Source organism: Pseudarthrobacter sp. As-47, from assembly GCF_058215595.1.
In genome coordinates this window covers 1,409,019-1,432,588 of sequence record NZ_CM177088.1, presented here as the reverse complement: position 1 = coordinate 1,432,588, position 23,570 = coordinate 1,409,019, and the positions used below count along the sequence as shown (strand labels likewise).

The window sequence follows — 23,570 nt, the reverse complement described above, 5'->3', positions numbered from 1 at the left end:
AGGTCCAGCATGCGGACCTGTGTGGTGTGTCTCATTTTGTGGTCCCCGCCGTCCGCCTCACACCCGGCAAGGCCCGCCGATAGGCAAATGTCACAGCGCGTTAACACACGGCGTCCGTCCGTGAAACGCGGCTTCCCTACCTTGGAGGAACAACATCCCCCAGAAGGAGGTACCCCGTGACTGTTGACCGCACCGCCGATGCCGGCACCGGAAGTTCCGTTGATCTCGAAGATTCCGCCTTGCCCGGAACCGCCGCATCCGCCAGCGCACAGCCCGGCCCTACCCGCACCACAGACTCCCCCGCCCTTGAATTCCGCCCCGGCCGCTGGATCGCCAACTGGGATGCCGAGAACAAGGAGCAGTGGGAAACTGCAGGCCGCTCCATTGCACGCCGCAACCTGAACTGGTCAATCTTCGCCGAATTCCTCGGCTTTGTCGTATGGCAGCTCTGGTCCATCGTGGTGGTCCAGCTCCCCGCAGCCGGCTTCACCTTCTCCACCTCCGAAATATTCTGGCTGATCTCCATGCCGAGCCTCGTGGGTGCCACCCTGCGCATCCCGTACACCTTCATGGTTCCCCGCTTCGGCGGCCGCAACTGGACCATCGTGTCCGCCCTGCTGCTCCTGATCCCCTCCATCGGCCTGGCCCTGTGTGTCTCCAACCCGGAAACCCCGTTCGGCGTCATGCTCCTGGTGGCCGCCCTGGCAGGCTTCGGCGGCGGCAACTTCGCCAGCTCCATGGCCAACATCACCTTCTTCTACCCCGCCCGCGAAAAGGGCTGGGCCCTGGGCCTGAACGCCGCCGGCGGCAACATGGGTGCCGCCGTGGCACAGCTGGCCGTCCCGATTGCCATCACCCTCCTCGCCGTCGGCACGGTCAACCTGCCCCTGGCCGGCTGGATGTGGGTCCCGTTCATCCTGATCGCCGCCTTCGGTGCCTGGAAGTACATGGACAACCTCACCAGTGCCAAGGGTGACGTGGCAGGCTCCATCGCAGCGCTGAAGGAACCGCACCTGTGGATCATGGCGCTGCTCTACATCGGCACGTTCGGCTCGTTCATCGGATTCGCCGGTGTCTTCCCCAAACTGATCAAGGACTACTTCCCGGCTTTCTCCTCCATCGGAGTGGGCACTGTGGCACTGTCGCTGGCCTTCCTCGGCCCGCTGGTGGGCTCCCTGGCCCGCCCGTACGGCGGACGCATGGCTGACCGGATGGGCGGTGCCCGCATGACTGTGGCGGCCTTCGCCTCCATGGCCGTCATCACCCTCACCATGATCTGGACCCTTCCGCTGAAGAACTTCTGGCTCTTCCTGGCCCTCTTCCTGATGCTCTTCACCGCCAGCGGCTTCGGAAATGGTGCCACCTATCGGATGATCCCCATCATCTTTGCCACCAACAGCCGCGCTGCCCGGAACGGCGCCAGCTCGGTGGCCACCCAGCGCCTCGCCTCCTCCGCCCTGGGCCTCATCTCCGCTATCGGCGCCTACGGCGGGTTTGTGATCCCGCAGGTGCTGAACGCCTCCAACTCGGCCAGCGGCTCGTACACCCCCGCGTTCTACGGCTTCGTCGGGGCGTACGTCCTGATGCTGGTTGTGTGCTGGTCCTGCTACATCCGCAACGCCAACCGAAATGCGATGGGACACGTCTAACATGACCAAAAGCGCCGACACGCACTGCCCTTACTGCGCCCTGCAGTGCGCCATGACGCTCACGTCTCCCACGGCACTGGCCCCGGCTTCCCAGCCGGGGTCAGTCCCCGTGCCGGGAACTGCCGCCCCCGGAATCCCCTTGGCGGCACCCCTCGAAGTCAGCGGCCGGGATTTCCCCACCAACCGCGGCGGCCTGTGCCGCAAGGGCTGGACCTCCGCCAGCCTCCTGAACCACCCCGGACGGATCACGGAGCCGCTCCTGAAAGGCGCTGACGGCGTCCACCGGCCCATCAGCTGGGACCAGGCCCTGGACCTCGCCGTGTCCGCTGTGAAGGACGCCCGCGCCCGGTACGGCGCCGACGCCGTCGGCGTGTTCGGCGGTGGCGGCCTCACCAACGAAAAGGCCTACATGCTGGGGAAGTTCGCCCGGCTCGCCCTGGGCACCTCCCGCATCGACTACAACGGCCGGTTCTGCATGTCCTCGGCCGCGGCGGCCGGGATGCGCGCTTTCGGCGTTGACCGCGGGCTCCCCTTCCCCCTCGAAGCGCTGGACACCGCCAGCACCATCCTGATGCTCGGCTCCAACGTCGCCGAAACCATGCCGCCGTTCGTGCAGCATCTCAAGGGAACGCGCGACGCCGGCGGGCTGATCGTGGTGGATCCGCGCCGTTCCGCCACTGCCGCGTTCACGGCCGACGGCGGCGGCCTCCACCTCCAGCCCCTGCCGGGCACCGACCTTACCCTTCTCCTGGGCATCTCCCACGTGGTCATCCACGAGAACCTGGTGGACAGCGCGTACCTGGCTGGGCGCACGTCCGGCTACAGTGCCGTAGCCCGCAGCGTCAACTCCTTCTGGCCCGAACGGGTGCAGTCCCTCACCGGCGTCCCGGCTGAACTGATCCGCGAAACGGCCCGCCGGCTGGCCCGGGGCGCACGCGACGGCGGGAGCTATATCCTCACCGGCCGCGGTGTGGAGCAGCACGTGGACGGCACCGACACCGCCACGGCCGCGATCAACCTGAGCCTCCTGCTGGGCCTGCCCGGATCGGCCCGGAGCGGCTACGGGACCCTCACCGGCCAGGGCAACGGCCAGGGCGGACGCGAGCACGGCCAGAAGGCCGACCAGCTCCCCGGCTACCGCAAGATCACCGACCCCGCCGCCCGCGCCCACGTGGCCAAGGTCTGGGGCGTGGAGGAGGACCTCATTCCCGGCCCGGGCCTGCCCGCCGTGCAGCTGCTGAAGTCGCTGGGCAAGCCCGACGGCGTCCGCTGCCTTCTTGTCCACGCCTCCAACATCGCCGTGGCCTCCCCCGACGCCAACGCCGTGATCGCGGGGCTCCGGAGCCTGGACTTCCTGATGGTCTGCGACTTCTTTATGTCTGAGACGGCCGCTGAGGCCGACCTCATCCTTCCCGTCCTCCAGTGGGCGGAGGAAGAGGGCACCCTGACGAACCTCGAAGGCCGCGTGCTGCGCCGCCGCCGGGCCCTCACTCCGCCGGCCGGCGCCCGCAGTGAACTGTGGATCATGGCGCGGCTGGCCGAAGCCCTTGACGCCCCTTCCACCTACAGCGAGGACCCCGAAACCGTGTTCGAGGAACTCCGCCTTGCCTCTGCCGGCGGACTGGCGGACTACTCCGGGATCGACTACGGCATGCTGGACCGCGGCGAAGCCGCCTACTGGCCCTACCCCGCCGGCAGCCAGGGAACACCGCGGCTGTTCCAGGACCGGTTCGCGCACCCGGACGGCAAAGCCGTGATGACCCCGGTGACGCCGCGCCGCCGTCGTGCTCCTGCTGCGCCCCCTGCAGGGGCCGGCACCGCAGCGACAACCATGACCCTCATTACCGGCCGCCTCCTGGAGCACTACCAGTCCGGCGCGCAGACCCGGCGGGTGTCGGAGCTGCTGGCGGCGCAGCCGGAAGCGAAGGTGCAGATCCATCCGGCGGCTGCGGCGTCGATGGGCATCACCGAGGGGTCGCTCGTGTCCGTTGCCAATGAGCGCGGCGAGGTGCAGTGCCGGGCCCAGCTCAGCACCGCCATCCGTCCCGAAACCGTCTTCCTGCCGTTCCACTTCCCCGAACTCGAGAGTGCGAACCGCCTCACGGAAGCGGCCACGGACCCCGTCTCCGGGATGCCGGAGTTCAAGTTCAACACCGTGTGGGTCCGGCCCGTAGCCGCGTCCCTTTCCACCAACGTGCTTCAAACGACGGAGGCCTCATGAGCGAGCAGATTGTCATTGTGGGATTCGGCCCGGTGGCGGCCCGGCTGGTTGACGAACTCCTGCCTGCCGTCCGCAGCGGCAAGGTGGGCCTGACGGTGGTGGGCGAGGAAGCTGAAGCCGCCTACAACCGCGTGCTCGTGGCCGATCTCGGCGTGGGCAGGACCACCGTCGAGGCCCTGGCCCTCTCAGACGCCGCGGAGCTGACTGCCCAGGGCGCCGACATCCGCCTGGGCGTCCGGGTGAAGCGTGTGGACCGCGCCCGGCAGCAGGTCCTCCTGTCCGACGGCGGTGCCGTCCACTACGACCGGCTGGTCTTCGCCACGGGGTCGCGCCCGGTCATTCCCAACCTGACCGGCATCAACCCCGATCCCACCCACCCCGTCCTCCCCGCCGGCGTCACCGCCCTTCGCGACCTCCGCGACGCCGAGGCGCTGCGGCGGGCCGTGACCGGCGGCAAGCGGGTGGTGGTCCTGGGCGGCGGCGTCCTGGGCCTGGAGACCGCCCTGGCCGCGGCGGAAGAAGGAGCCACCGTCACGGTGGTCCACAACGGCCCGCATCCGCTGGGCCGCAACATCGACCGCGGCGGCGGCTCCGTGCTGGCGGCGAGCCTGCGCCGCTGCGGCGTGCGGATGGCCGGCAACGCGCGCTCCACGGGCGTGGAGCACAACGCGCCCGACGGCGGTTTCTCGGCGCTGCTGCTCGACGACAGGTCCGCGATCGACGGCGACCTCCTGGTGCTCTCCTGCGGCGTCCGCCCCCGCACTGAACTCGCCGAGGGCTGCGGGCTCTCCACGTCCGCGGGCATCCTGGTGGACCACAAACTCCGCGCGCACCACGAGCCGCACATCTTTGCCATTGGTGACTGCGCCGAGGTGCGCTGCCCGGATCCGGACTGCGCACCCTGCCGCAACGCCAAGGGGCCCTCCGGCCTGGTGGGGCCGGGCTGGCGGCAGGCCGAGTGGCTGGCCGGGTACCTGACCCTGCTGGCAGACGGCGGGGAGGACGCCGCCCTGCTGCCGGCGCTGCCGGCGGAGCAGCCGGGCGTGATCGTCCTGAAGGCGCGCGGCATGAACATGGCCGTAGCCGGCGACAATTCCGCAGAGCCCTGGGACGAGGACGCCCTTGCTGCCGGTGCCGTGAACGGGCGCCCGCGGCTCCAGGTTTCCCAGTGGGCGGACCCGGAGCACGGCCGCTATGTCAAAATGACCACCCGCGGCGGCGTCCTGGAGGCCCTGGTGGCCGTGGGCATGCCCCGCACGGCGGCCGAGCTGGTGGGGCTGTTCGAACGCGGCGCGGAACTTCCGGCTGACCGGTCCCTGCTGCTGCGCCTCGACGGGCCGGACCAGCTGCCGGGCACGGGTGCCGCCGATCCCGCCGGCACCGTCTGCCGGTGCGCCGGAGTCAGCGGAGCCGCCATCCAGGGCGCCGTTGAGGAGGGCTGCTCCACGGTAGCCGAGGTGTCCAAGGCAACGCGTGCCGGAACCGGCTGCGGCGGCTGCCATGAGGACATCAAGGGGCTTATCGAAAAACACTTCCGGGCGGTCCAGGCCGCCTGACTAGGAAGCGGGGGCCGCGGGAACGCCGAGCGGGGTGCCGTTGCCCCAGCCGGCGTCCACTGCTGCCTGTGCGAGCGCACGGGCCATCGCATCGCCGTCGGGAGCGGGAGCGCCGTTCGTGGGCGCAGAGGTGACGTATGGCATTTCGAGCGTTTCGTCGCCCCGGACAGCCGTGAGGACAACGTTCGCGGAGGCGCCCCCGGCCTCGCCCCGGAAGTAGCCGGTCCACTGCAGGCAGGCGAAGTCACCGATTCCGGTGACGGGTGAGCAGCCGGGCGCCGACTTCGCTGTGGAGATGTCCTGCGATGAGGCGGGCGAGGTGAGTGCCACCGACAGGGCCGTGATGCCTCCGTCCATGGACTTGCTCGAATACGTGCAGAGGTAGGCCTTGCTTCCGGGTGGCCTGTCACTGCTGTTCTGGCCTGCAGGCATGATCCCGGGTACGACTTTCGCGGCAATTTCAGGAGTGATGAGGTCGCAGGCAGGGCTGGTCCCGCCGGTGGAGGGGCGGGGTGCCGGCGCCGGAGTATTTTGGTTCCCGGGCTGCGAACACCCGCCAAGCAAAGCGGACGCAGCAAGGAACAGGACGGGTGCGGCTGCCGGCGTTCTCACTTGTTGACGCCAGGAGGAGATCCCGGGACCCCGGCCAGGAAGTCCTCGGCGAAGCGCTTCACGCCGTCCCACTCGGTGTAGACGTAGTCCCGGGACGTGTCCAGGTCCTGGGAGCCCATGTCCTTGGCGATCTTCTTCATCATCTGGCGTTTCAGGAAGTTGTAGTGGGTGTACATCAGCGCACCGGAGAACATCGCTACATGGCGGGGGTGCCAGCCGGTCTCCTCCTCGAACTTTTCCACATAGCACTCCGCACTGGCTTCATCCCCTTGGGCGGCAAGGCTGACCGAGACCAGGGCGGACGGCAAACGATCAAGTTCGCTGCGGTTCTTGCGGACAAGTCCGCAACATAACCCTCGTGCTTGCCAATATGCACCGACGCCGCCACGATGACGGCGTCCTGCCCGTCCGGAATGCTGTCCGGAGCATGCTTGAGGTCCGCGGTTTCAGCGTGGTGCCCGTGCGCCCGGATCACATCGGCGATGTACTCCGCTATGTGGGCCGTCTGCCCTTCAACGCTGCCGTAGGCAATGTATATGGAAGCCATGCTCCACTGTGCTTGCAGGGTGCGGTGGAGCAGTAGGGCACAACGTCCCCGGTGCGCGCATACTTAGGCCGGGGCCTTGGGAATAAGGATCCAGAGCACGATGTAGGCCAGTTCGCCGACCCCCACCAGGCCAAAAATGACGAAGCCCAACCGGACCAGGAATTTTGGAAGCCCAAAACGGGCTGCCAGGGCCGCGCACACCCCACCGATGATTTTGCCGCTGCGCGGCCTCACGAGTGCTGCTGACATTTCTTCCGCCTACCCTTCTGATGGCTGGTGCAGGGACGGCCGGGAAATCCGCTGATGGAATTCCCGGCCGTCCCTTTGAGGAGTCTATGCAGGCTGCGCGGAGTGGTCCAGACTCACGGGCTCCTGGAACCCGGTGGATTCCGACGCGCCCCTACAGGTGGACGTGCAGGCGGCGGGCCGCCTCCGAAATGGAGCCGCTGAGGGACGGGTAGACGGTAAAGGTGCTGGCGACGTCGTCCACGTGCAGTTTTTGCTTCACCGCGATGGAGATGGGGAAGATCAGCTCCGAGGCGTTCGGTCCTACGACCACCCCGCCGATCACCGTGCCGGAGCCCTTGCGGGCAAAGATCTTCACGAAGCCGTCGCGGTGGTTCCGCATCTTGGCGCGGGCGTTGCTGCGCAGCGAGAGCTTGATGATGTCGCCCTGGTACTTGCCCGAGTCGATCTCAGCTTCCGAGACGCCCACGTTCGCGATTTCCGGGGACGTGAAGATGTTTGAGGCCACCTGGTGCAGCTTGAGCGGGGTGACGGTGTCACCCATGAAGTGCGCCACCGCGATGCGGCCCTGCATGGCCGCCACGGAGGCCAGCGGCAGCACGCCGGTGCAGTCACCGGCGGCATAGATGTTGGGGGCCGAGGTGCGGGACACGCCGTCCACCTTGATGTGGCCGCTTTCGCTGACCGCCACGCCGGCCTCTTCAAGGCCGATCCCTGCGGTGTTGGGGATGGAGCCCAGGCACAGCAGGCAGTGGCTGCCGGTGACCTTGGACCCGTCGCTGAGGGTGACCACCACGCCGTCGTCCGTCCGCTCCACGGTCTCGGCACGGGAGCGCGAGAGGACCCGGACGCCGCGGCGTTCGAAGACTTCCTCCAGTACTACTGCCGCGTCTACGTCGGATCCGGGAAGCACCCTGTCACGGCTGGAAATAAGCGTGACCTTGGATCCCAGTCCGTTGTAAGCGGAGGCGAATTCGGCCCCGGTAACACCGGAACCCACCACAATCAGTTCTTCGGGCAGCTCATCGAGGTCATAGATCTGTGTCCAGTTGAGGATCCGTTCGCCGTCCGGCCGTGCCGTGGGAAGCTCGCGCGGATGGGCGCCCACGGCGAGCAGGATGGTGTCCGCCTCGACGGTCTCGGTGCCGTCCGCGGTGAGGACTTCAATGGTCCGGTCATCCAGCAGCCGGCCGGACCCGGTGATGATCCGCACGCCCAGGTTCTCCAGGCCGTCATGGATGTCCTTGGACTGGCTGCGGGCCAGGTTCAGCAAACGGTCGTTGATGTGCTTGAGGTCGGCGCGCATCACGGGCACGAAGTCGCCGCCGTCGACGTCGAACTTCACTCCCAGCTCGCCCGCCTCCCCCACGCGGGTCATCAGGTCTGCGGTGGCGATCAGGGTCTTGGACGGGACGACGTCCGTCAGCACGGCCGATCCGCCCAGTCCTGCACGCTCGATGATGGTGACCTGCGCCCCCAGCGAGGCGGCCACCATGGCGGCTTCGTACCCGCCCGGACCACCTCCCAGGATTGCGATCCGGGGGGAACTGAAATCTGGATGCGTAGTCACAAACAATCATTCTCCTGCAACTCCCCCGCACGGCCAAAGAAAACGGTCTCTCAGGAAAACCGGCCCAGGGTGGGCGGCGCGACGGACGGCAGGATAGCTTGTACCAGTGAGTACAACTGACTTCCTGAACACCGATCCCTTTGCCGCCGCGCGTGCCGCTGCCGACTACATCGCCGAGGAAACGGGCGTGGACAGCCACGACGTCGCCCTGGTCCTCGGCTCCGGCTGGGGCGAGGCAGCCGACCTGATTGGCGAAACCACCGCCACCCTGTCCGCCGACGAGGTCCCCGGTTTCCACGCCCCGGCGGTGGAAGGACACGTGGGCACCATCCGCTCGGTCCTGACCCCGGGCGGCAAGCGGGCACTGGTGCTGGGTGCAAGGACGCACTATTACGAAGGCAAGGGCGTGCGCGCGGTGGTGCACGGCATCCGCACAGCGGCTGCCGCCGGCTGCAAGACCCTGGTGCTGACCAACGGCTGCGGCGGGCTGCAGGAAAACTGGACCCCGGGCACCCCGGTGCTGATCAGCGACCACATCAACCTCACCGCCGCCTCGCCGCTGGAGGGTGCCACGTTCGTGGACCTGACGGATCTCTACTCTGCCCGGATCCGCGGACTGGCCCGTGACGTCGATGCCACCCTGGAAGAAGGCGTCTACGCCCAGTTCCCCGGCCCCCACTACGAGACGCCCGCCGAGGTGCAGTACGCCAAGCGCATCGGCGCCGACCTGGTGGGCATGTCGACGGCGCTGGAGGCCATCGCGGGGCGGCACGCCGGCATGGAGGTGTTCGGCATTTCGCTGGTCACCAACCTTGCAGCGGGCATCAGCCCCCAGCCGTTGAGCCACCAGGAGGTCATCGAGTCCGGTCAGGCTGCCGGACCGCGGATTTCGAAGCTGCTGGCAGAGATCATCGCCCGGCTCTGACCGGCGGCGCGGTCACCCGCGGCGCCCCTGCCACGGGCATTTCGTGGCCGGGGTTGGAAGAAGTGGCGGGCCAATAACGATAGCGTTAGGCCTATGACGTCTTCCGATGCCGAAATCCGACTGCTCAATGATGCCCGCGCGTGGGCTGCCCAAGACCCGGATCCGGTGACGTCGACCTCCCTCCTCGAGCTCATCCGGCAGGTGGAGAACGGTGTCCCGGCAGCCCGCCAGGAACTCGCGGACAGCTTCCGCGGGACCCTGCAGTTCGGCACGGCGGGACTGCGGGCGGCCCTGGGTCCTGGTCCGAACCGGATGAACCGGGTGGTGGTGCGCCGGGCCGCCGCCGGCCTGGCGGACTTCCTGCTCTCGGCGGTCGGCGAGTCCTCCCCGGGAACCTGGCCGCGCGCCGTCGTCGGCTACGACGCCCGGCACAACTCGGACATCTTTGCCGAGGAAACCGCAGCGATTTTCACGGCAGCGGGGATCGAGACGTTCCTGATGCCTGCGGCGCTGCCCACTCCCCTGCTGGCCTTCGCCGTCAGGGCGCTGGAATGCGACGGCGGGGTCATGGTGACTGCCAGCCACAACCCGCCGCAGGACAACGGGTACAAGGTGTACCTGGGCCGCCATGCCGTGCCGGAGAACGGCAACGGTGCACAGATCGTCACCCCGTACGATGCCGCCATCGCCGCCCGGATCAACGCGGTGGGGCCTCTGGATTCGATCACCCTTGCCCCTTCCGGCTGGACTGTCCTGGACGGAACCATTGCAGCCGACTACGAACGCTCCACGGCCGCGCTGGCCATGCCCGGTGAGTTCCCGGCCCGCGACCTGGGCATCGTCCTGACTCCCCTGCACGGTGTGGGCGGCGGGACCGCGCTGTCGGTGTTGAACGCCGCAGGTTTCAAGGACATCACCTTGGTGGCGGAGCAGGCCGAGCCGGACCCGGATTTTCCCACCGTCAGCTTTCCCAACCCGGAAGAACCCGGCGCCCTGGACCTGGCGCTGGAGTCGGCTGAACGGCTGGGGGCAGACATTGTGATTGCCAACGATCCCGACGCCGACAGGGCGGCCGTTGCGGCGAAAGACCCTGATACCGGCGCTTGGCGGATGCTCCGCGGGGACGAGGTTGGCGCGCTCCTGGGAGCCCACGTGGCCGCCAGGATCGCCGCGGGCAGGGCAACGGACGACGGCGGCACGGAGGAAGGTGCCCAGGGAGTGTTCGCGAATTCGATCGTGTCCTCCCGGCTGCTGGCCCGCATCGCCACAGCGGCCGGTTATGCCCACCAGGAGACGCTGACCGGGTTCAAGTGGATTTCCCGGGTTCCCGGGCTTGTGTACGGCTACGAGGAAGCCTTGGGCTACTGTGTGGCGCCGGATCTGGTGCGGGACAAGGACGGGATCTCGGCTGCCCTGCTGATCGCGGAGCTCGCGGCGGCCGCCAAGGCTGACGGCAAGACCGTCTTCGACACCCTGGACGAGCTCTACCTGCAGCACGGCCTGCACGCCAGCGACCAGCTCAGCATCAGGGTTGCGGACCTGGGGCTCCTGGACGCGATGATGAACCGGCTCAGGGTCTCCCCGCCGGAAACGTTCGGATCATCCGCTGTTGAGGTGTACACGGACCTGGCCGAGGGCAGCGACGAGCTGCCGCCCACGGACGGGCTGTTGTACGTCACCAGGGACCTGACGCGCGTGATCATCCGTCCGAGCGGCACCGAGCCCAAGCTCAAGTGCTACCTCGAAGTAATCCAGCATGTGGGTTCCGCCGCGGAACTGCCGGCCGCCCGCCAGGCAGTACGGGCGGCGCTGGATGACGTGCTCCGCGACGTCAGTGAAGCGCTGGGGCTCTAGCCGCTACAGCTCAACCTCGACCATGCCGTCGCTGATGCGGGTGCGGAAGGTGGCGATGGCCAGGCCGGGCGTGCTGAAGCATTCACCGGTTTCGAGGTCGTAGACCTCTTTGTGCAGCGGCGAGGCGATGGTGGGGCGCTCCCCGCGTGAGCCCAGGATCCCGCGCGCCATGACGTGTGCTCCCGTGGCCGGGTCCTCGTGCGCAACCGCGAAAACCTCGGTGGCGCCCGTGCGGAAGAGGGCAATCTGGCGTCCCGCAACCAGGGCTGCCTCGCCCCAGGCAATCTCCAGGTCCTCCACCGGGCACACGCTGTGCCAGCCGCCCGTGATCCCGGATACCGCCTCGTCAAGGCCGGCTTCGAGTGCCCCAAGTTCCAGTGTTGCCGTCATGTCCGGCTCCTCTCCCTGTGCGGGTAATCCTTCTCAGTGGGCCGCCTTTGCAGCCGTGAACCACGCTAGGCTCCGGGTGTTTCAGAGGCGTGCAGTGAATGTGTCCGGCGCGTAAAAGACACCTCACACGGCCGGAAATGCGTTCGTGATGCAGAAGTTAAGTTGACGAAACAATTGGGAAACTGAAGCGAAACTGCGTCTCCCTAGTCTGGATGGACAGCTCGACAGAGAAGGCTGCAGTTCCACTGCGGCCCATGCGAAAGGCCATCAGTGACCGAACAGACTTCAAGCACAGAGACTCCGCGCCGCATCGTCGTCGCCGGCGGCGGCCCCGCGGCCCACCGTTTTGCGGACGCAATGCATGCCCGTGGCCTCGATGGCTGGCATGTCACGGTCCTCACTGAGGAAGCCCACCTGCCCTACGACCGTGTTGCCCTCTCCAAGGCCCTCACGGACAAGGACGTGGACCTTACGCTGGGAACCGCAGCCATGTGGGACCACCCGTCCCTGGAGCTCAAGACCGGCGAGCGGGTCATCAGGATAAATGCCGGGGCCAAGACCGTGGAGACGGCTGCCGGCAACACCTTCGAATACGACGAGCTGGTGGTGGCCACCGGCTCGAACGCCGCACGCCTGCCCATCCCGGGCGCCGAACATACGCACGTCTACCGCACCCTCGAAGACGTATGGGCCATCAACGAGGCCATCGCCGGGCTGAAGGAGAAGCTGGGCCGCAAAGTCAACGCAGTCACCATCGGCGGCGGCCTCCTTGGCCTCGAATCCGCCGCCGGCACGGAGCAGCTGGGCGCCAACCCGGTCGTCATTGACGGATCGCAGTGGCTGATGGCCACGCAGCTGGACGAAGGCGCCGGCCAGGCCATGGGACGGCTCATCAAGGCGAAGGGCTTCGAAGTCCACGGCGGCGTGTTCCCTTCAGAAGTCCTGTCCGACGACGACGGCCAGGTCACCGGCGTCCTCATGGCGGACGGCCGCATCATCGAAGCAGACATGGTCATTGTGGCCATCGGCGTCCGGCCCCGTGACGAACTCTTCCGCGCCGCCGAGGGCGAGGAACAGGTATTCAGCCTGGGTCCCCGCGGCGGCGTGGTCATCAACGACTACTGCGAAACCGAAGTGCCCGGCATCTGGGCCATCGGCGAGGTGGCCAACTTCGGCGGCATGTGCCTGGGCCTGGTTGCCCCCGCCAACACCATGGCGGAGATTGTGGCCGACCGGCTGCACGGCGGCGACGCAACGTTCCCCGGCTTCGACACCGCCACCAAGCTCAAGCTCTCCGGCGTTGACGTGGCCAGCTTCGGCGATGCGTTCGCCAAGACCGAACACGCCCTCGAAATCGTGTACGCCGACCCCGCCCGCGGCGTGTACCAGAAGATCGTCACCACAGACGATGCCAAGACCCTGCTGGGCGGCATCTTCGTGGGCGACGCCTCACCGTACATGAGCCTCCGCCCGCTCCTCGGCCGCGAGCTTCCCGCCGAACCCGGCGCGTTCCTCACCGCGGCAGGCGGCGGCGAAGCCCCCGAAACGGAACTTCCGGACGACGCCACCCTCTGCTCCTGCAATAACGTCACCGCCGGCAGCATCCGCGACGCTATCAACGGCTGCGGCGCCTGCGAGGGCAACGCCCCCGTCCAGGAACTGGGCGAGCTGAAGGGCTGCACCCGCGCCGGCACCCAGTGCGGTTCCTGCGTGCCGATGCTCAAGAAACTGCTGGAAACCGAACTCACCAAGTCCGGCGTCGAGGTCTCCAAGGCCCTCTGCGAGCACATCGAACTGTCCCGCCAGGAACTGTTCGACGCCATCCGCGTCCTGGAACTCACCTCCTTCGAAGAGATCATGGCCAAGTACGGCACCGGCGCAGGCTGCGACATCTGCAAGCCCACCATCGCCAACATCCTGGCCAGCCAGAACAGCGCCTACGTGCTGGACGCCGGCCGCGGCACCCTGCAGGACACCAATGACCGCGCCCTGGCCAACATGCAGAAGGACGGCACCTACTCGGTGGTCCCCCGCATCGCCGGCGGTGAGATCACCCCCAAGAAGCTGGGCGTGATCGCCGCCGTCGCCGAAAAGTACAACCTGTACACCAAGATCACCGGCGGCCAGCGGATCGACATGTTCGGTGCCCGCCTGGAGCAGCTGCCGGAAATCTGGAAGGAACTGGTGGACGCCGGTTTCGAATCCGGCCAGGCCTACGGCAAGAGCCTGCGTACGGTGAAGTCCTGCGTCGGTTCCACCTGGTGCCGCTTCGGCGTCCAGGACTCGGTGGCCATGGCCATCCAGCTGGAACTGCGCTACCGCGGCCTGCGGAGCCCGCACAAGCTCAAGATGGGCGTCTCCGGCTGCGCCCGCGAATGCGCCGAGGCCCGCGGCAAGGACGTGGGCGTCATTGCCACCGCGGACGGCTGGAACCTGTACGTCGGCGGCAACGGCGGCGCAACGCCCGCCCACGCGCAGCTGCTCGCCAAGGACCTCGACGACGAAACGCTGATCAAATACATCGACCGCTACTTCATGTACTACATCCGCACCGCCGACCGGCTGCAGCGCACCGCGCGGTGGCAGGAAGAGCTCGACGGCGGCATCAAGCACGTTGAGGACGTCGTGGTCAAGGACACCCTGGGCATCGCCGCTGACCTCGAGGCCGCCATGGCCAAGCACGTGGATACCTACATCGACGAATGGGCTGACACCCTGAAGGACCCCGAGCGGCTGCGCCGCTTCCGCTCCTTCGTCAATGCACCCGACCAGAAGGACGACTCCATCACCTTCGTCCCGGACGAGCGCGGCCAGATGCGCCCCGCCACCGCCGAGGAGAAGGCGGCAGCCGCCCAGCAGCCAGTCCTGATTGGCGCTTCCATCCCCCTGAGGTCCCGCGACGAGAACGAGGTATAGGCATGCAGCTCAGCATTGATCTCACCGGCCGTGAAGTACTGGTGACGGGCTCGGACCACGCTGCCCGCCAGGCGGTCCGCCGCTACGAAGCCGCCGGCGCCGTCGTCTACCGCCTCAGCACTCCGCAGGGCTCGGCGCACGACGGCCCGCTGCCCGAACGCCCCTTCCTGGTGGCGGCCGTGGAGGACGGACAGCCCGGCTGGGAATCCCTCCTTGGCCGCTGCCGCGACACGGGGATTCCGGTCGCTGTGGAGCCGGCTGCCGGCACCCCGGGCCACGTCACCCTGGTGGGCGGCGGCCCCGGCACCACCGAGCTCCTCACCGTCGCCGCCGTCAAGGCCCTCCGTGACGCCGACGTGGTGTTCTACGACCGGCTGGCCCCGTACCAGGAGCTCCCCTCCCTCACCTCGGCCGAACTGGTGGACGTGGGCAAGAAGCCCGGCCACCACAAGGTAAGCCAGGGCGACATTGAGAAGCTCATGGTGGAGAGCGCCCTGGCCGGCAACAATGTTGTCCGCCTCAAGGGCGGGGACCCGTATGTCTTCGGCCGTGGCGGAGAGGAAGTTGCCGCCTGCGTGGCCGCCGGCGTCAAGGTCCGCGTGATCTCCGGCGTCACCAGCGCCATTTCCGTCCCGGCTGCCGCGGGCATCCCCGTCACCCACCGCGAAGTCAGCCACATGTTCACCGTGGTGTCCGGCCACGCCCCGCTGACCGAGAAGGAGCACCAGCACCTTGCCGGCCTCGGCGGGACCATCGTGGTGCTGATGGGCATCGGAACGCTCCACCAGCTCGCTGCCGGACTCCGCCGGGCCGGGATGCGGGCTGACATGCCCATGGCCGTGGTGGAGCGCGGCTACCGCCCCGGCCAGCGCACCACCATCGCGGACCTGGGCACCATCGCCTCCGCCGCCGCCGGCTGCAGCAACCCCGCCGTGCTGGTCATCGGCGAGGTGGTTCGCGTGGCTGAAGCCAACCGCGGGCATGCCGAGGCCGCAGCCGACCTGGACAGGCTGGCGGCCTCGCTGCTGGGTTCGTGAAAGGATTGACCCCCATGACTGCACTTGCACCGGCCGAACCACCGCAGGTCAAACGAACGCCTGAAGAAGCACCCGACGCCGCAGAGGCTCCACTGGAGGGTTTCCGCATCGGTGTCACCTCGCACCGGCGGTCCCAGGACCTGATCGAGGCGCTGGAACGCCGCGGGGCGGAAGTGCTGCACGCCCCCGCCCTGAAAATCGCACCCGTGCAGGAGGACATGCGGCTCATCGAGGACACCTGTGCCATCATCGCGGCGCGGCCGGACCTCTGCATCGCCACCACCGCCTACGGGATGCGGCGCTGGTGCGAGGCCGCGGATTCCTTCGGTATTGGCGAGCAACTGCTCGAGACCCTGGGCGCCTGCCGGATGTTCGTCCGCGGACCCAAAGCCCGCGGTGCGGTGCGCGCCGCCGGCCTCGCCGACGTCGGAATAAGCAGCGACGAAACCACCGCAACGCTGGTGGACATGCTGCTGGCCGAGGGCGTGCGCGGGAAAACCGTTGCCGTGCAGCTGCACGGCTACACCGATGTGCGGCAGCTGGAACGCCTGCGCATGTCCGGCGCCACCGTCCTGACAGTCACGCCGTACCGCTGGGTGAAGCCCGACGGCGAGGACCGGCTCCCCCGGCTCATCGAGGCTGCCTGCAGCGGGAACCTGGACGTCCTCACCTTCACCAGCGCACCCGCGGTGGATGCCATGTGGAGCACCGCCCACGAAATGGGCGTCTACAAGCAGCTGATCGAGAGCCTGAAGACCAACGTCACCACGGCAGTGGTGGGTCCGGTCACGGCGCAGCCCCTGCTGGATGCCGGCGTGACACCGCTGATCCCGGAACGGTTCCGGATGGGTGCACTGATCCGGCTGGTGTGCGAGCACCTCGCGCTCAACCACGTGCGCCGGCTGGATACCCGGTCCGGCAACATCGAGCTGCGCGGCCGCAGCCTGCGCATCAACGGGCAACCGGTGGAGCTCGCCCCCGCACCGCTGCTGCTCCTGCGCGCCCTGCTCGGTGCCGGCGGCGCGGTCCTGTCCCGGGAATCGCTGTCCGACCTGCTGGAACTCCGCGGTTCCGTCCACGCCTTGGACATGACCGTCAGCCGTCTCCGCTCCTCGCTGCCTGACGGCCGCCTGGTGGAAACTGTGGTGAAGCGCGGCTACCGTATCCGCGTCTAGGAATCCCGGGACGGACAGCACCGACGGGCAGCAGCACAGGGCAAATGTGTCGGCCAGCTGGCGGATGAGAGGCAGGTCACGGGTTCTGTTACCGGCCGGTAAACACTGGCGAACACCGGGGCTTTAAACAGCAACTGCCGGGAAACACGCCGGAAAAGGCACGGGCCTACGCTGGGTTCCATCACGAAGTTCCGGCCGCTTCCGGCCGCCAGCGAAAGGGCCAGCACATGTCCGCTCCGGCACCCTCCACATCCACCTCCGCCGCCACCCGCATTGTCATCGCGGGGGCAGGTCCTGCTGCCCAGGCGCTTGTCAGCCAGCTGGACCGGGCCCGTTTCACCGGCACCATCACCGTGCTGAGCAACCGGGACGACACCCCGGAGGAACTGCTGGAGCTGGCGCTGTTGCCGCAGGTCTCGGTCCGGTTCGGCCAGCCGGCAAGCCACATCGACGCCGTCAACCGCACCGTGGCCACCGCGGACGGCATGGAATTCGCCTACGACCAGCTGGTCATCGCCACCGGATCGGCACCCGTGGCCAGCCCGGTGAAAGGAGCGGGCGCCTGCCTGAGCTACTCCACCATTGACGATGCCGCCCGCATCGGGGAGGCCGTCAGCGAGGTAGCCAGGGAGCTCGGCCGCCGCCCACTGGGCATCCTGGTGGGCAACGGCACGGCGGCCGGCCAGGCTGAGGCCGTGCTCCGCGCCCAGGGCGTCCGCCCGGTCCGCACCACAGCCCGCCCGGCCGCCGTCGTTCCCGGCACGTCCGCGTCCGGCCTGGCTGCGTCCGCGGTGATCTTCGAGGACGGCAGCAGCATGAACGGTGACCTGGTGGTTCTGGCGGAGGAGCGGGTCTCACGGGACGGACTGGCCGCCAGCGCCGGCCTGCGGACCGCGCCCAGCGGAGGGATTGTCATCAGCCAGGACTTCCGGACGTCGGTTCCCGGCATCTGGGCCCTCGGTGACGCCGCAGCGTTCGACGGCGTCCGGCTGGGCCTGCTGGTTGCGGCGGCTTCCGCTGCGGGCGCCTGCGCCACCCAGCTGCTGACCGCGGCCTCGGCTGACTCGGGCGCCGTCCCGCTGCAGGCAGCGGCCTGACGGCACGAAGGGACGCCTCCCGCCCCCGGGGCAGGCGGCGATCCTTGCTGTGGCAAGATGGTTCCGAAACGAGTCATGGGCGTTACAACGCCCGGCCCACAGGCCCCTGGAGAGGACCATCATGAGCAACGAAGCCACCCCTTCCGTTCAGACCACAGCCACCGGCGCCGCAGGTTCCGGCAGCATAGCGTCCTACATCGACCACACGCTGCTGAAGCCTGAGGCTGGGGAAGCCGACGTCCTCAAGGTATGCGCGGAAGCGGCCGAATACGGTTTCAAGTCAGTCTGCGTCAACCCCATCTGGGTCAAGACCGTCAAGACCGCGCTCAGGGGCACCGGGGTCCTCACCTGCTCGGTGGTGGGGTTCCCGCTGGGTGCCACACCCACCGACGTCAAGACCTTCGAAGCCCGCGGCGCGGTGCTGGACGGGGCCGATGAAGTGGACATGGTCATCAACATCGCCGCTGCAAGGGCCGGGGACAAGGGCGCGCTCGTTGAGGACATCTCCTCCGTGGCCGAGGCAGTGCACGCCAGCGGCGCGATTCTGAAGGTCATTATCGAAACGGCGCTGCTCACCGACAGCCAGAAGGTCACGGCCTGCCAGGCGGCTGTGGAAGCCGGCGCGGACTTCGTGAAGACCTCCACCGGCTTCAACGGGGGCGGTGCAACAGCGGAGGACATCGCCCTGATGCGCGCAACGGTGGGACCCGGCCTGGGCGTCAAGGCCTCCGGCGGGGTACGCTCCCTTGCGGATGCGCAGGCTATGATTGCAGCTGGTGCAACACGTATTGGTGCCAGCTCCGGGATTGCCATTGTGAACGGTGAACAGGGTTCGTCGTCGTACTGAAGGCACCGGAAGCCGCCACAGATTGAGCCCCGCGGGGCCGAGGAGGAATTATGTCCAGCAAGATCACGGCGTCCAGCCAGGGCTCATCGTCCCACGAAGGGACCATCCAGACCCCGCAGAACGAGAACAAGCTCGGCACGAGCATCCTCCTCTTTGTCGCCATGATCGCGCTGTTCCTGGGAGCCGTGTACTCCCTCTCCTTCCTCACGCTGGATAACCCCTGGCCCATGGCAGTCTGCCTTGCGCTGTTTGCCCTGGCCTTCTGGATTCCGCAGAGCATCCTGGGACGCTCAGACTCCGCCGGCGAACACTAGGCACACGAAACCACAAAGAACCCTTGGACCGGACGGTCCAAGGGTTCTTTGTTGCTTAAGGTTCAGAACCAGATGCGCGCCCACGCCACCGCGGCGTCGGCCGCGCGGCCCCAGTGGGCGTGGGCCAGGGACCAGGCGGCCACGGACAGGCCCACCATGGCGTAGGCGCTCACAGGAATCAGGACAAGCCACTCGCGTTTTGACCCGGCCCGTCCCAGCAGCGGGAGGGACAGCGCCCCGTTGGGCCGCCACACCTGGCGCAGCAGCGGCACCCGGCGCAGGGGTTTGGGCGGCCTGACCACGAGCGGCCACAGCAAAGGAACACCGCCGGTGGTCACCAGGTCCCCCACGATATGGACCACAACGCCGGTCAGCATGGATACCGGAAGCCAGGTCCACTGGTCCGGCGCGAACCAGGTGACCAGCCCCGCCATGGTCAGCGCGAAGATCCAGTTGCTGATGAACCCCGCCTTCGGGAACAGCTTCAAGGCCTTGGCCGCAATGTTGATCATGAACATGCACAGCAGCCCTGCGCCCACGGAAAGCAGGCCCCAGTCCGTCTGCAGCTGGACCTGCCCCGCCAGCGTGGCCAGCAGGACAAAGAAAGCCGCACCCAGGACGGAGTGCGTTCCCTGGCGGTGCCCGCCGCTGGCATTTTCAATCCCGACGGCGATCACGTTGGACAGCGGCGGCAGGGAATTCGCAACTGTGCTGTGCCGGTGGTCCCAGTCGCACACCAGGGCTGTTCCCGCCGTCGCCATTCCACCGATCAGGATCCCGGCGGCGTCCAGCGGGTACCAGCCCAGCGTGTACGGGCCCGTCGAGGCAATAGCCACCCACGCCGCGGCTCCCGACGCGGCGTGGTGTCCTCCCATCATGCGGCTATCCGCTGACTGCCGGAGCGGTGAGCGGCGCGTCGGAGAAGATGTTGCGGATGACTCCGTTGGCCCAGTCCAGGATCTCCGCATCCTGCAGGTCACGACCGCCGATCCTTGCCGTCTTCGGCTTGGGGACCAGCACGGCATCAAGAGCAGGCTTGGACTGGGACCCCGGATACATCCGGTTCAGCCGCATGACCTTGGATTCCGGAAGGGTGGCCGGCGAGAATTTGATGAAGTTGCCCTGCAGGGCAACATCGGAGAGGCCGGCTTCACGGGCGCCCACGCGGAAGCGGGCCACGGACACAAGGTTCTGCGCCGGCAGCGGCGGCTCTCCGTACCGGTCCACCAGTTCTGCCAGGACCTCGTCGATGGCCTCGTTGGTGAGGGCAGCCGCGAGCTTGCGGTACGCCTCCAGGCGCAGCCGCTCCCCCGGCACGTAGTCGTGCGGAAGGTGGGCGTTCACCGGCAGTTCGATCTTCATCTCTGCTGCCTTTTCCTCGGCCCCGCCGCGGAAGTCCGCCACGGCCTCGCCCACCAGGCGGATGTACAGATCGAATCCGACGCCCTGGATGTGGCCGGACTGTTCACCACCGAGCAGGTTGCCGGCACCACGGATCTCCAGGTCCTTCATGGCCAGCTGCATGCCCGCGCCGAGCTCGTTGTGCGTGGCCACGGCCTTGAGCCGCTCCAGGGCCACCTCGCCCAGCGGCTTCTCCGACGGGTAGAGGAAGTAGGCGTAGGCACGTTCCCGGCCGCGGCCCACGCGTCCGCGCAGCTGGTGCAGCTGGGACAGGCCGTACTTGTCCGCGCCGTCCACGATCAGGGTGTTGGCGTTGGAGATGTCCAGCCCGGTCTCGATGATGGTGGTGCACACCAGGACATCAAAGCGCTTCTCCCAGAAGTCCACGATGATCTGTTCCAGGCGGCTTTCGGACATCTTGCCGTGCGCCACCTCGACCCGGGCCTCGGGCACCAGCTCACGGATCTTTGCGGCCGTCCGTTCGATGGTGGACACCCGGTTGTGGACGAAGAACACCTGGCCTTCGCGCATCAGCTCGCGGCGGATGGCGGCGGAGGTCTGTTTGTCCGTGTACGGGCCCACGTACGTCAGGACCGGGTGCCGTTCCTCCGGCGGAGTGGCCAGGGTGGAGGTTTCGCGGATGCCGGTGAGGGACATCTCCAGCGTGCGCGGGATGGGGGTCGCGCTCATGGCGAGCACGTCCACGTTGGTGCGCATCTTCTTGAGCGCTTCCTTGTGCTCCACCCCGAAGCGCTGTTCCTCGTCCACGATCACCAGGCCAAGGTCCTTGAACTCGAAGTCCTTGGACAGGAGCCGGTGCGTGCCGATCACCACGTCCACGGTGCCGTTCTTGACGCCCTCCGCCGTCTCCTTGGCCTCCTTGGACGCCTGGAAACGGGACAGCGGCTTCACGCGCAGGGGGAAGCCGGAGAACCGTTCGGTAAACGTTTCGTAGTGCTGCTGGGCCAGCAGCGTGGTGGGCACCAGCACGGCCACCTGCTTGCCGTCCTGGACCGCCTTGAACGCGGCCCGCACGGCGATCTCCGTCTTGCCGTAGCCCACGTCACCGGAGACCAGCCGGTCCATGGGGATCTCGCGCTCCATGTCCGCCTTGACCTCGTTGATGGTGGTCAGCTGATCCGGCGTCTCCACGTAGGGGAAGGCTTCCTCCAGTTCCCGCTGCCAGGGGGTGTCCGGGCCGAACGCGTGCCCGCGGGACGCCATCCGGGCAGAGTACAGCCGGATGAGCTCCCCGGCGATCTCCTTGACGGCCTTGCGCGCCTTGGACTTGGTGCTGGCCCAGTCCGCGCCGCCCATCTTGCTCAGGACAGGGGTATCGCCGCCCACGTAGCGGGTCACCTGGTCCAGCTGGTCCGTGGGAACGAACAGCCTGTCCCCCGGCGCGCCGCGCTTGGACGGGGCATACTCCAGCACCAGGTACTCCCGCACCCCGGCTGTATCTTTCGAGCCGCCGACGGTGATCTTGCGCTGGATCAGTTCCACGAACTTGCCGATGCCGTGCTGCTCGTGGACCACGTGATCGCCCGCCACGAGCTGCAGCGGGTCCACGGCGTTGCGGCGTTTGGAGGGCATGCGGCGCATGTCCTTGGTTGACCCGGCGGAGGTACGGCCCAGCAGGTCGGCTTCGGTGAGCAGGCCCAGTTTGAGCCCGTCCAGGACAAAACCGCGTCCGACGGCGGCAGTGGTCACCTCGATGATGCCCGCCTGGGGCTCGTGGTCCAGGCTGTCCACCCTGGCGCAGGGGATGTCGTTCTCGTGGAACAGCTCGGCCAGGCGCTGGGCAGGTCCGGGGCCTTCAGTGGCGACGACGATCCGCCACTGGTCCCGGACGTGGGAACCGATGAACTCCATCATCTCGGCCACATCGCCCTGGTAGCCCCGCGGTTCCCGGGCATGCAGGTTCAGGACGTCGATATCCGGGAGCAGTTCCTCGTCCTGCGCCAGCGACGTGATGGACCACCAGGAGACCCCGTGGTCCAGGGAGGAGCTGCGCGTTTCCGTGAGGGAGCGGAAGCTGGCGGAATGGAGCGCGGCGCTTGCCTGCGAGCTGAGGTCCAGCGGCGCCGTCCCGCCGTCCGAAGCCGTGGACCAGGCGGCCTCGAGGAACTCCTCATTGGTGGCGGCGAGGTCGTGGGCACGGGTGCGGACTTTCTCGGGTTCGATGACCACCGAGATCGAGCCTGCGGGCAGCTGTTCCACGAGCGGGACCATGGCGTCCACCAGCACGGGCGCCAGGGATTCCATGCCCTCCACGGCGATTCCGCCGGCGATCTTCTCGAGCATGTCTGCTGCTGCCGGGAGCTGCGCCTTGAGGGTGGCCGCCCGGGACATCACGGACGGGGTGATGAGGATTTCGCGGCAGGGCGGGGCGTGCAGCTCGGTGGGGTGGTGCAGCCCGGGCGAGGACAGCGAGCGCTGGTCTGCCACGGCGAACCAGCGCATCTGGTCCACTTCGTCGCCAAAGAACTCCACGCGGATGGGGTGGTCCTCAGTGGGCGGAAAGACGTCGATGATCCCGCCGCGGACAGCAAACTCACCGCGGTGCGTCACCATGTCCACCCGCGCGTAGGCGGCGTCGGAGAGGCTCCGCACCACCTCGGTGAAGGGCCGTTCCTGGCCTACCTTCAAGGTGACCGGGACGAGCTCGCCAAGGCCCGCAACCACCGGCTGGACCACGGCGCGGACGGGAGCCACCACAATCCGGAGCGGGCCCGCCGTCGACGTTTCCGGGTGTGCCAGGCGGCGCAGCACGGAGAGCCGCCGGCCGACGGTGTCCGAACGGGGCGAGAGCCGCTCGTGGGGCAGGGTCTCCCAGCTGGGAAACTCGGCCACGCAGTCCGCCGGAAGGTAGGCCCGCAGCGCCGCCGTCAGGTCCTCGGCCTCCCGGCCCGTCGCGGTGACGGCCAGCACGACGCCGGACCCGCCGTCGTCGTTCCCTGCGGCGGCTATGCCGTCCGCCATTTCGGCCAGCAGCACCGCCCGCAGCCCGGCGGGTGCACTGATCTGGTAGTCCTGGCCACGGACCGCGAACCCGCGGGCAGCCTCGGCACGGACGCGCGCGAAGGTCTGGTCCGCGGCGAGTGCGCGGCGGAGTCCGTCCAGGGACGGACCGTGAGTGGACGGGCCGGGAAGGCTCATGGCAGAAGCTCCTGTGGTGTTGCGGGAAAGCAGGCAGCGCGAAAACCCGAAATT

General features: G+C 68.0%; 17 protein-coding genes and 1 pseudogene. 11 read left to right on the top strand and 7 right to left on the bottom strand.

Annotated elements, in window-relative coordinates:
* Positions 1-176 precede the first annotated feature (176 nt).
* The 3 genes from AC4BCK_RS06620 to AC4BCK_RS06610 are packed head-to-tail and all read left to right on the top strand — an operon-like array spanning position 177 to position 5,426.
* Positions 177-1,649 carry an MFS transporter gene (locus AC4BCK_RS06620; RefSeq protein ID WP_174179492.1) on the top strand — a complete coding sequence of 491 codons (1,473 nt, stop codon included), beginning with the start codon at positions 177-179 and terminating at the stop codon, positions 1,647-1,649.
* Between the two features lies 1 nt (position 1,650).
* Positions 1,651-3,870: a molybdopterin oxidoreductase family protein gene (locus AC4BCK_RS06615; RefSeq protein WP_174179490.1), complete on the top strand. Its 2,220-nt coding sequence runs from the start codon at positions 1,651-1,653 to the stop codon at positions 3,868-3,870.
* On the top strand, positions 3,867-5,426 hold the full coding sequence (locus AC4BCK_RS06610; RefSeq protein ID WP_490566764.1) for an FAD-dependent oxidoreductase: 1,560 nt from the start codon (positions 3,867-3,869) through the stop codon (positions 5,424-5,426). The genes AC4BCK_RS06615 and AC4BCK_RS06610 overlap by 4 nt, the downstream gene beginning before the upstream one ends.
* Here the strand turns inward: AC4BCK_RS06610 and AC4BCK_RS06605 are convergent, their stop codons facing one another.
* From AC4BCK_RS06605 to AC4BCK_RS06590, 4 genes and pseudogenes are all read right to left on the bottom strand, one after another.
* Entirely contained in the window at positions 5,427-6,038 is a 612-nt protein-coding gene (locus AC4BCK_RS06605; RefSeq protein ID WP_363937952.1) for a hypothetical protein, read from the bottom strand. It lies immediately after the preceding gene.
* Positions 6,035-6,585 (bottom strand): annotated as a pseudogene (locus AC4BCK_RS06600) (flavodoxin domain-containing protein). Before AC4BCK_RS06600 ends, AC4BCK_RS06605 begins: the two are co-directional and overlap by 4 nt.
* Before the next feature lie 63 nt (positions 6,586-6,648).
* Entirely contained in the window at positions 6,649-6,834 is a 186-nt protein-coding gene (locus tag AC4BCK_RS06595) for a PspC domain-containing protein (protein WP_174175645.1), read from the bottom strand.
* Between the two features lie 151 nt (positions 6,835-6,985).
* Positions 6,986-8,401: an NAD(P)H-quinone dehydrogenase gene (locus AC4BCK_RS06590; protein WP_174175643.1), complete on the bottom strand. Its 1,416-nt coding sequence runs from the start codon at positions 8,399-8,401 to the stop codon at positions 6,986-6,988.
* A 106-nt stretch (positions 8,402-8,507) separates the two neighbouring features.
* On the opposite strand from AC4BCK_RS06590, the gene AC4BCK_RS06585 reads away from it, so the two are divergent.
* Both AC4BCK_RS06585 and AC4BCK_RS06580 read left to right on the top strand, forming a co-directional pair.
* Entirely contained in the window at positions 8,508-9,326 is an 819-nt protein-coding gene (locus AC4BCK_RS06585; protein ID WP_310109730.1) for a purine-nucleoside phosphorylase, read from the top strand.
* Between the two features lie 93 nt (positions 9,327-9,419).
* The gene (locus AC4BCK_RS06580; RefSeq protein WP_490566763.1) at positions 9,420-11,180 is read left to right on the top strand and encodes a phospho-sugar mutase; all 1,761 of its coding nucleotides are present in this window, start codon (positions 9,420-9,422) and stop codon (positions 11,178-11,180) included.
* Positions 11,181-11,183: 3 nt separating this feature from the next.
* On the opposite strand, the gene nirD is transcribed toward AC4BCK_RS06580, so the two are convergent.
* The gene (nirD, locus tag AC4BCK_RS06575) at positions 11,184-11,570 is read right to left on the bottom strand and encodes a nitrite reductase small subunit NirD (RefSeq protein ID WP_251422509.1); all 387 of its coding nucleotides are present in this window, start codon (positions 11,568-11,570) and stop codon (positions 11,184-11,186) included.
* Between the two features lie 270 nt (positions 11,571-11,840).
* Here nirD and nirB point away from each other — a divergent pair, with 270 nt between their 5' ends.
* From nirB to AC4BCK_RS06545, 6 genes are all read left to right on the top strand, one after another.
* Positions 11,841-14,486 (top strand): nitrite reductase large subunit NirB, encoded by a 2,646-nt coding sequence (gene nirB / locus AC4BCK_RS06570; protein WP_490566762.1) that lies wholly within the window; start codon positions 11,841-11,843, stop codon positions 14,484-14,486.
* Positions 14,487-14,488: 2 nt separating this feature from the next.
* Positions 14,489-15,523, top strand: coding sequence for a uroporphyrinogen-III C-methyltransferase (cobA, locus tag AC4BCK_RS06565; protein ID WP_251422503.1), 1,035 nt, complete (start codon positions 14,489-14,491; stop codon positions 15,521-15,523).
* A 14-nt stretch (positions 15,524-15,537) separates the two neighbouring features.
* The gene (locus AC4BCK_RS06560; protein ID WP_490566761.1) at positions 15,538-16,698 is read left to right on the top strand and encodes a uroporphyrinogen-III synthase; all 1,161 of its coding nucleotides are present in this window, start codon (positions 15,538-15,540) and stop codon (positions 16,696-16,698) included.
* A 227-nt stretch (positions 16,699-16,925) separates the two neighbouring features.
* The gene (locus AC4BCK_RS06555) at positions 16,926-17,795 is read left to right on the top strand and encodes an FAD-dependent oxidoreductase (protein WP_310109737.1); all 870 of its coding nucleotides are present in this window, start codon (positions 16,926-16,928) and stop codon (positions 17,793-17,795) included.
* A 121-nt stretch (positions 17,796-17,916) separates the two neighbouring features.
* Complete coding sequence (gene deoC / locus AC4BCK_RS06550; RefSeq protein WP_174175626.1) at positions 17,917-18,642, top strand: deoxyribose-phosphate aldolase; 726 nt, start codon at positions 17,917-17,919, stop codon at positions 18,640-18,642.
* A gap of 50 nt (positions 18,643-18,692) precedes the next feature.
* Positions 18,693-18,956 carry a hypothetical protein gene (locus AC4BCK_RS06545; protein ID WP_174175624.1) on the top strand — a complete coding sequence of 88 codons (264 nt, stop codon included), beginning with the start codon at positions 18,693-18,695 and terminating at the stop codon, positions 18,954-18,956.
* Between the two features lie 62 nt (positions 18,957-19,018).
* Here AC4BCK_RS06545 and AC4BCK_RS06540 read toward each other — a convergent pair whose 3' ends face one another.
* Entirely contained in the window at positions 19,019-19,834 is an 816-nt protein-coding gene (locus AC4BCK_RS06540; protein ID WP_490566760.1) for a metal-dependent hydrolase, read from the bottom strand.
* A 4-nt stretch (positions 19,835-19,838) separates the two neighbouring features.
* Positions 19,839-23,516 carry a transcription-repair coupling factor gene (mfd, locus tag AC4BCK_RS06535; RefSeq protein WP_490566759.1) on the bottom strand — a complete coding sequence of 1,226 codons (3,678 nt, stop codon included), beginning with the start codon at positions 23,514-23,516 and terminating at the stop codon, positions 19,839-19,841.
* Positions 23,517-23,570: the final 54 nt, after the last annotated feature.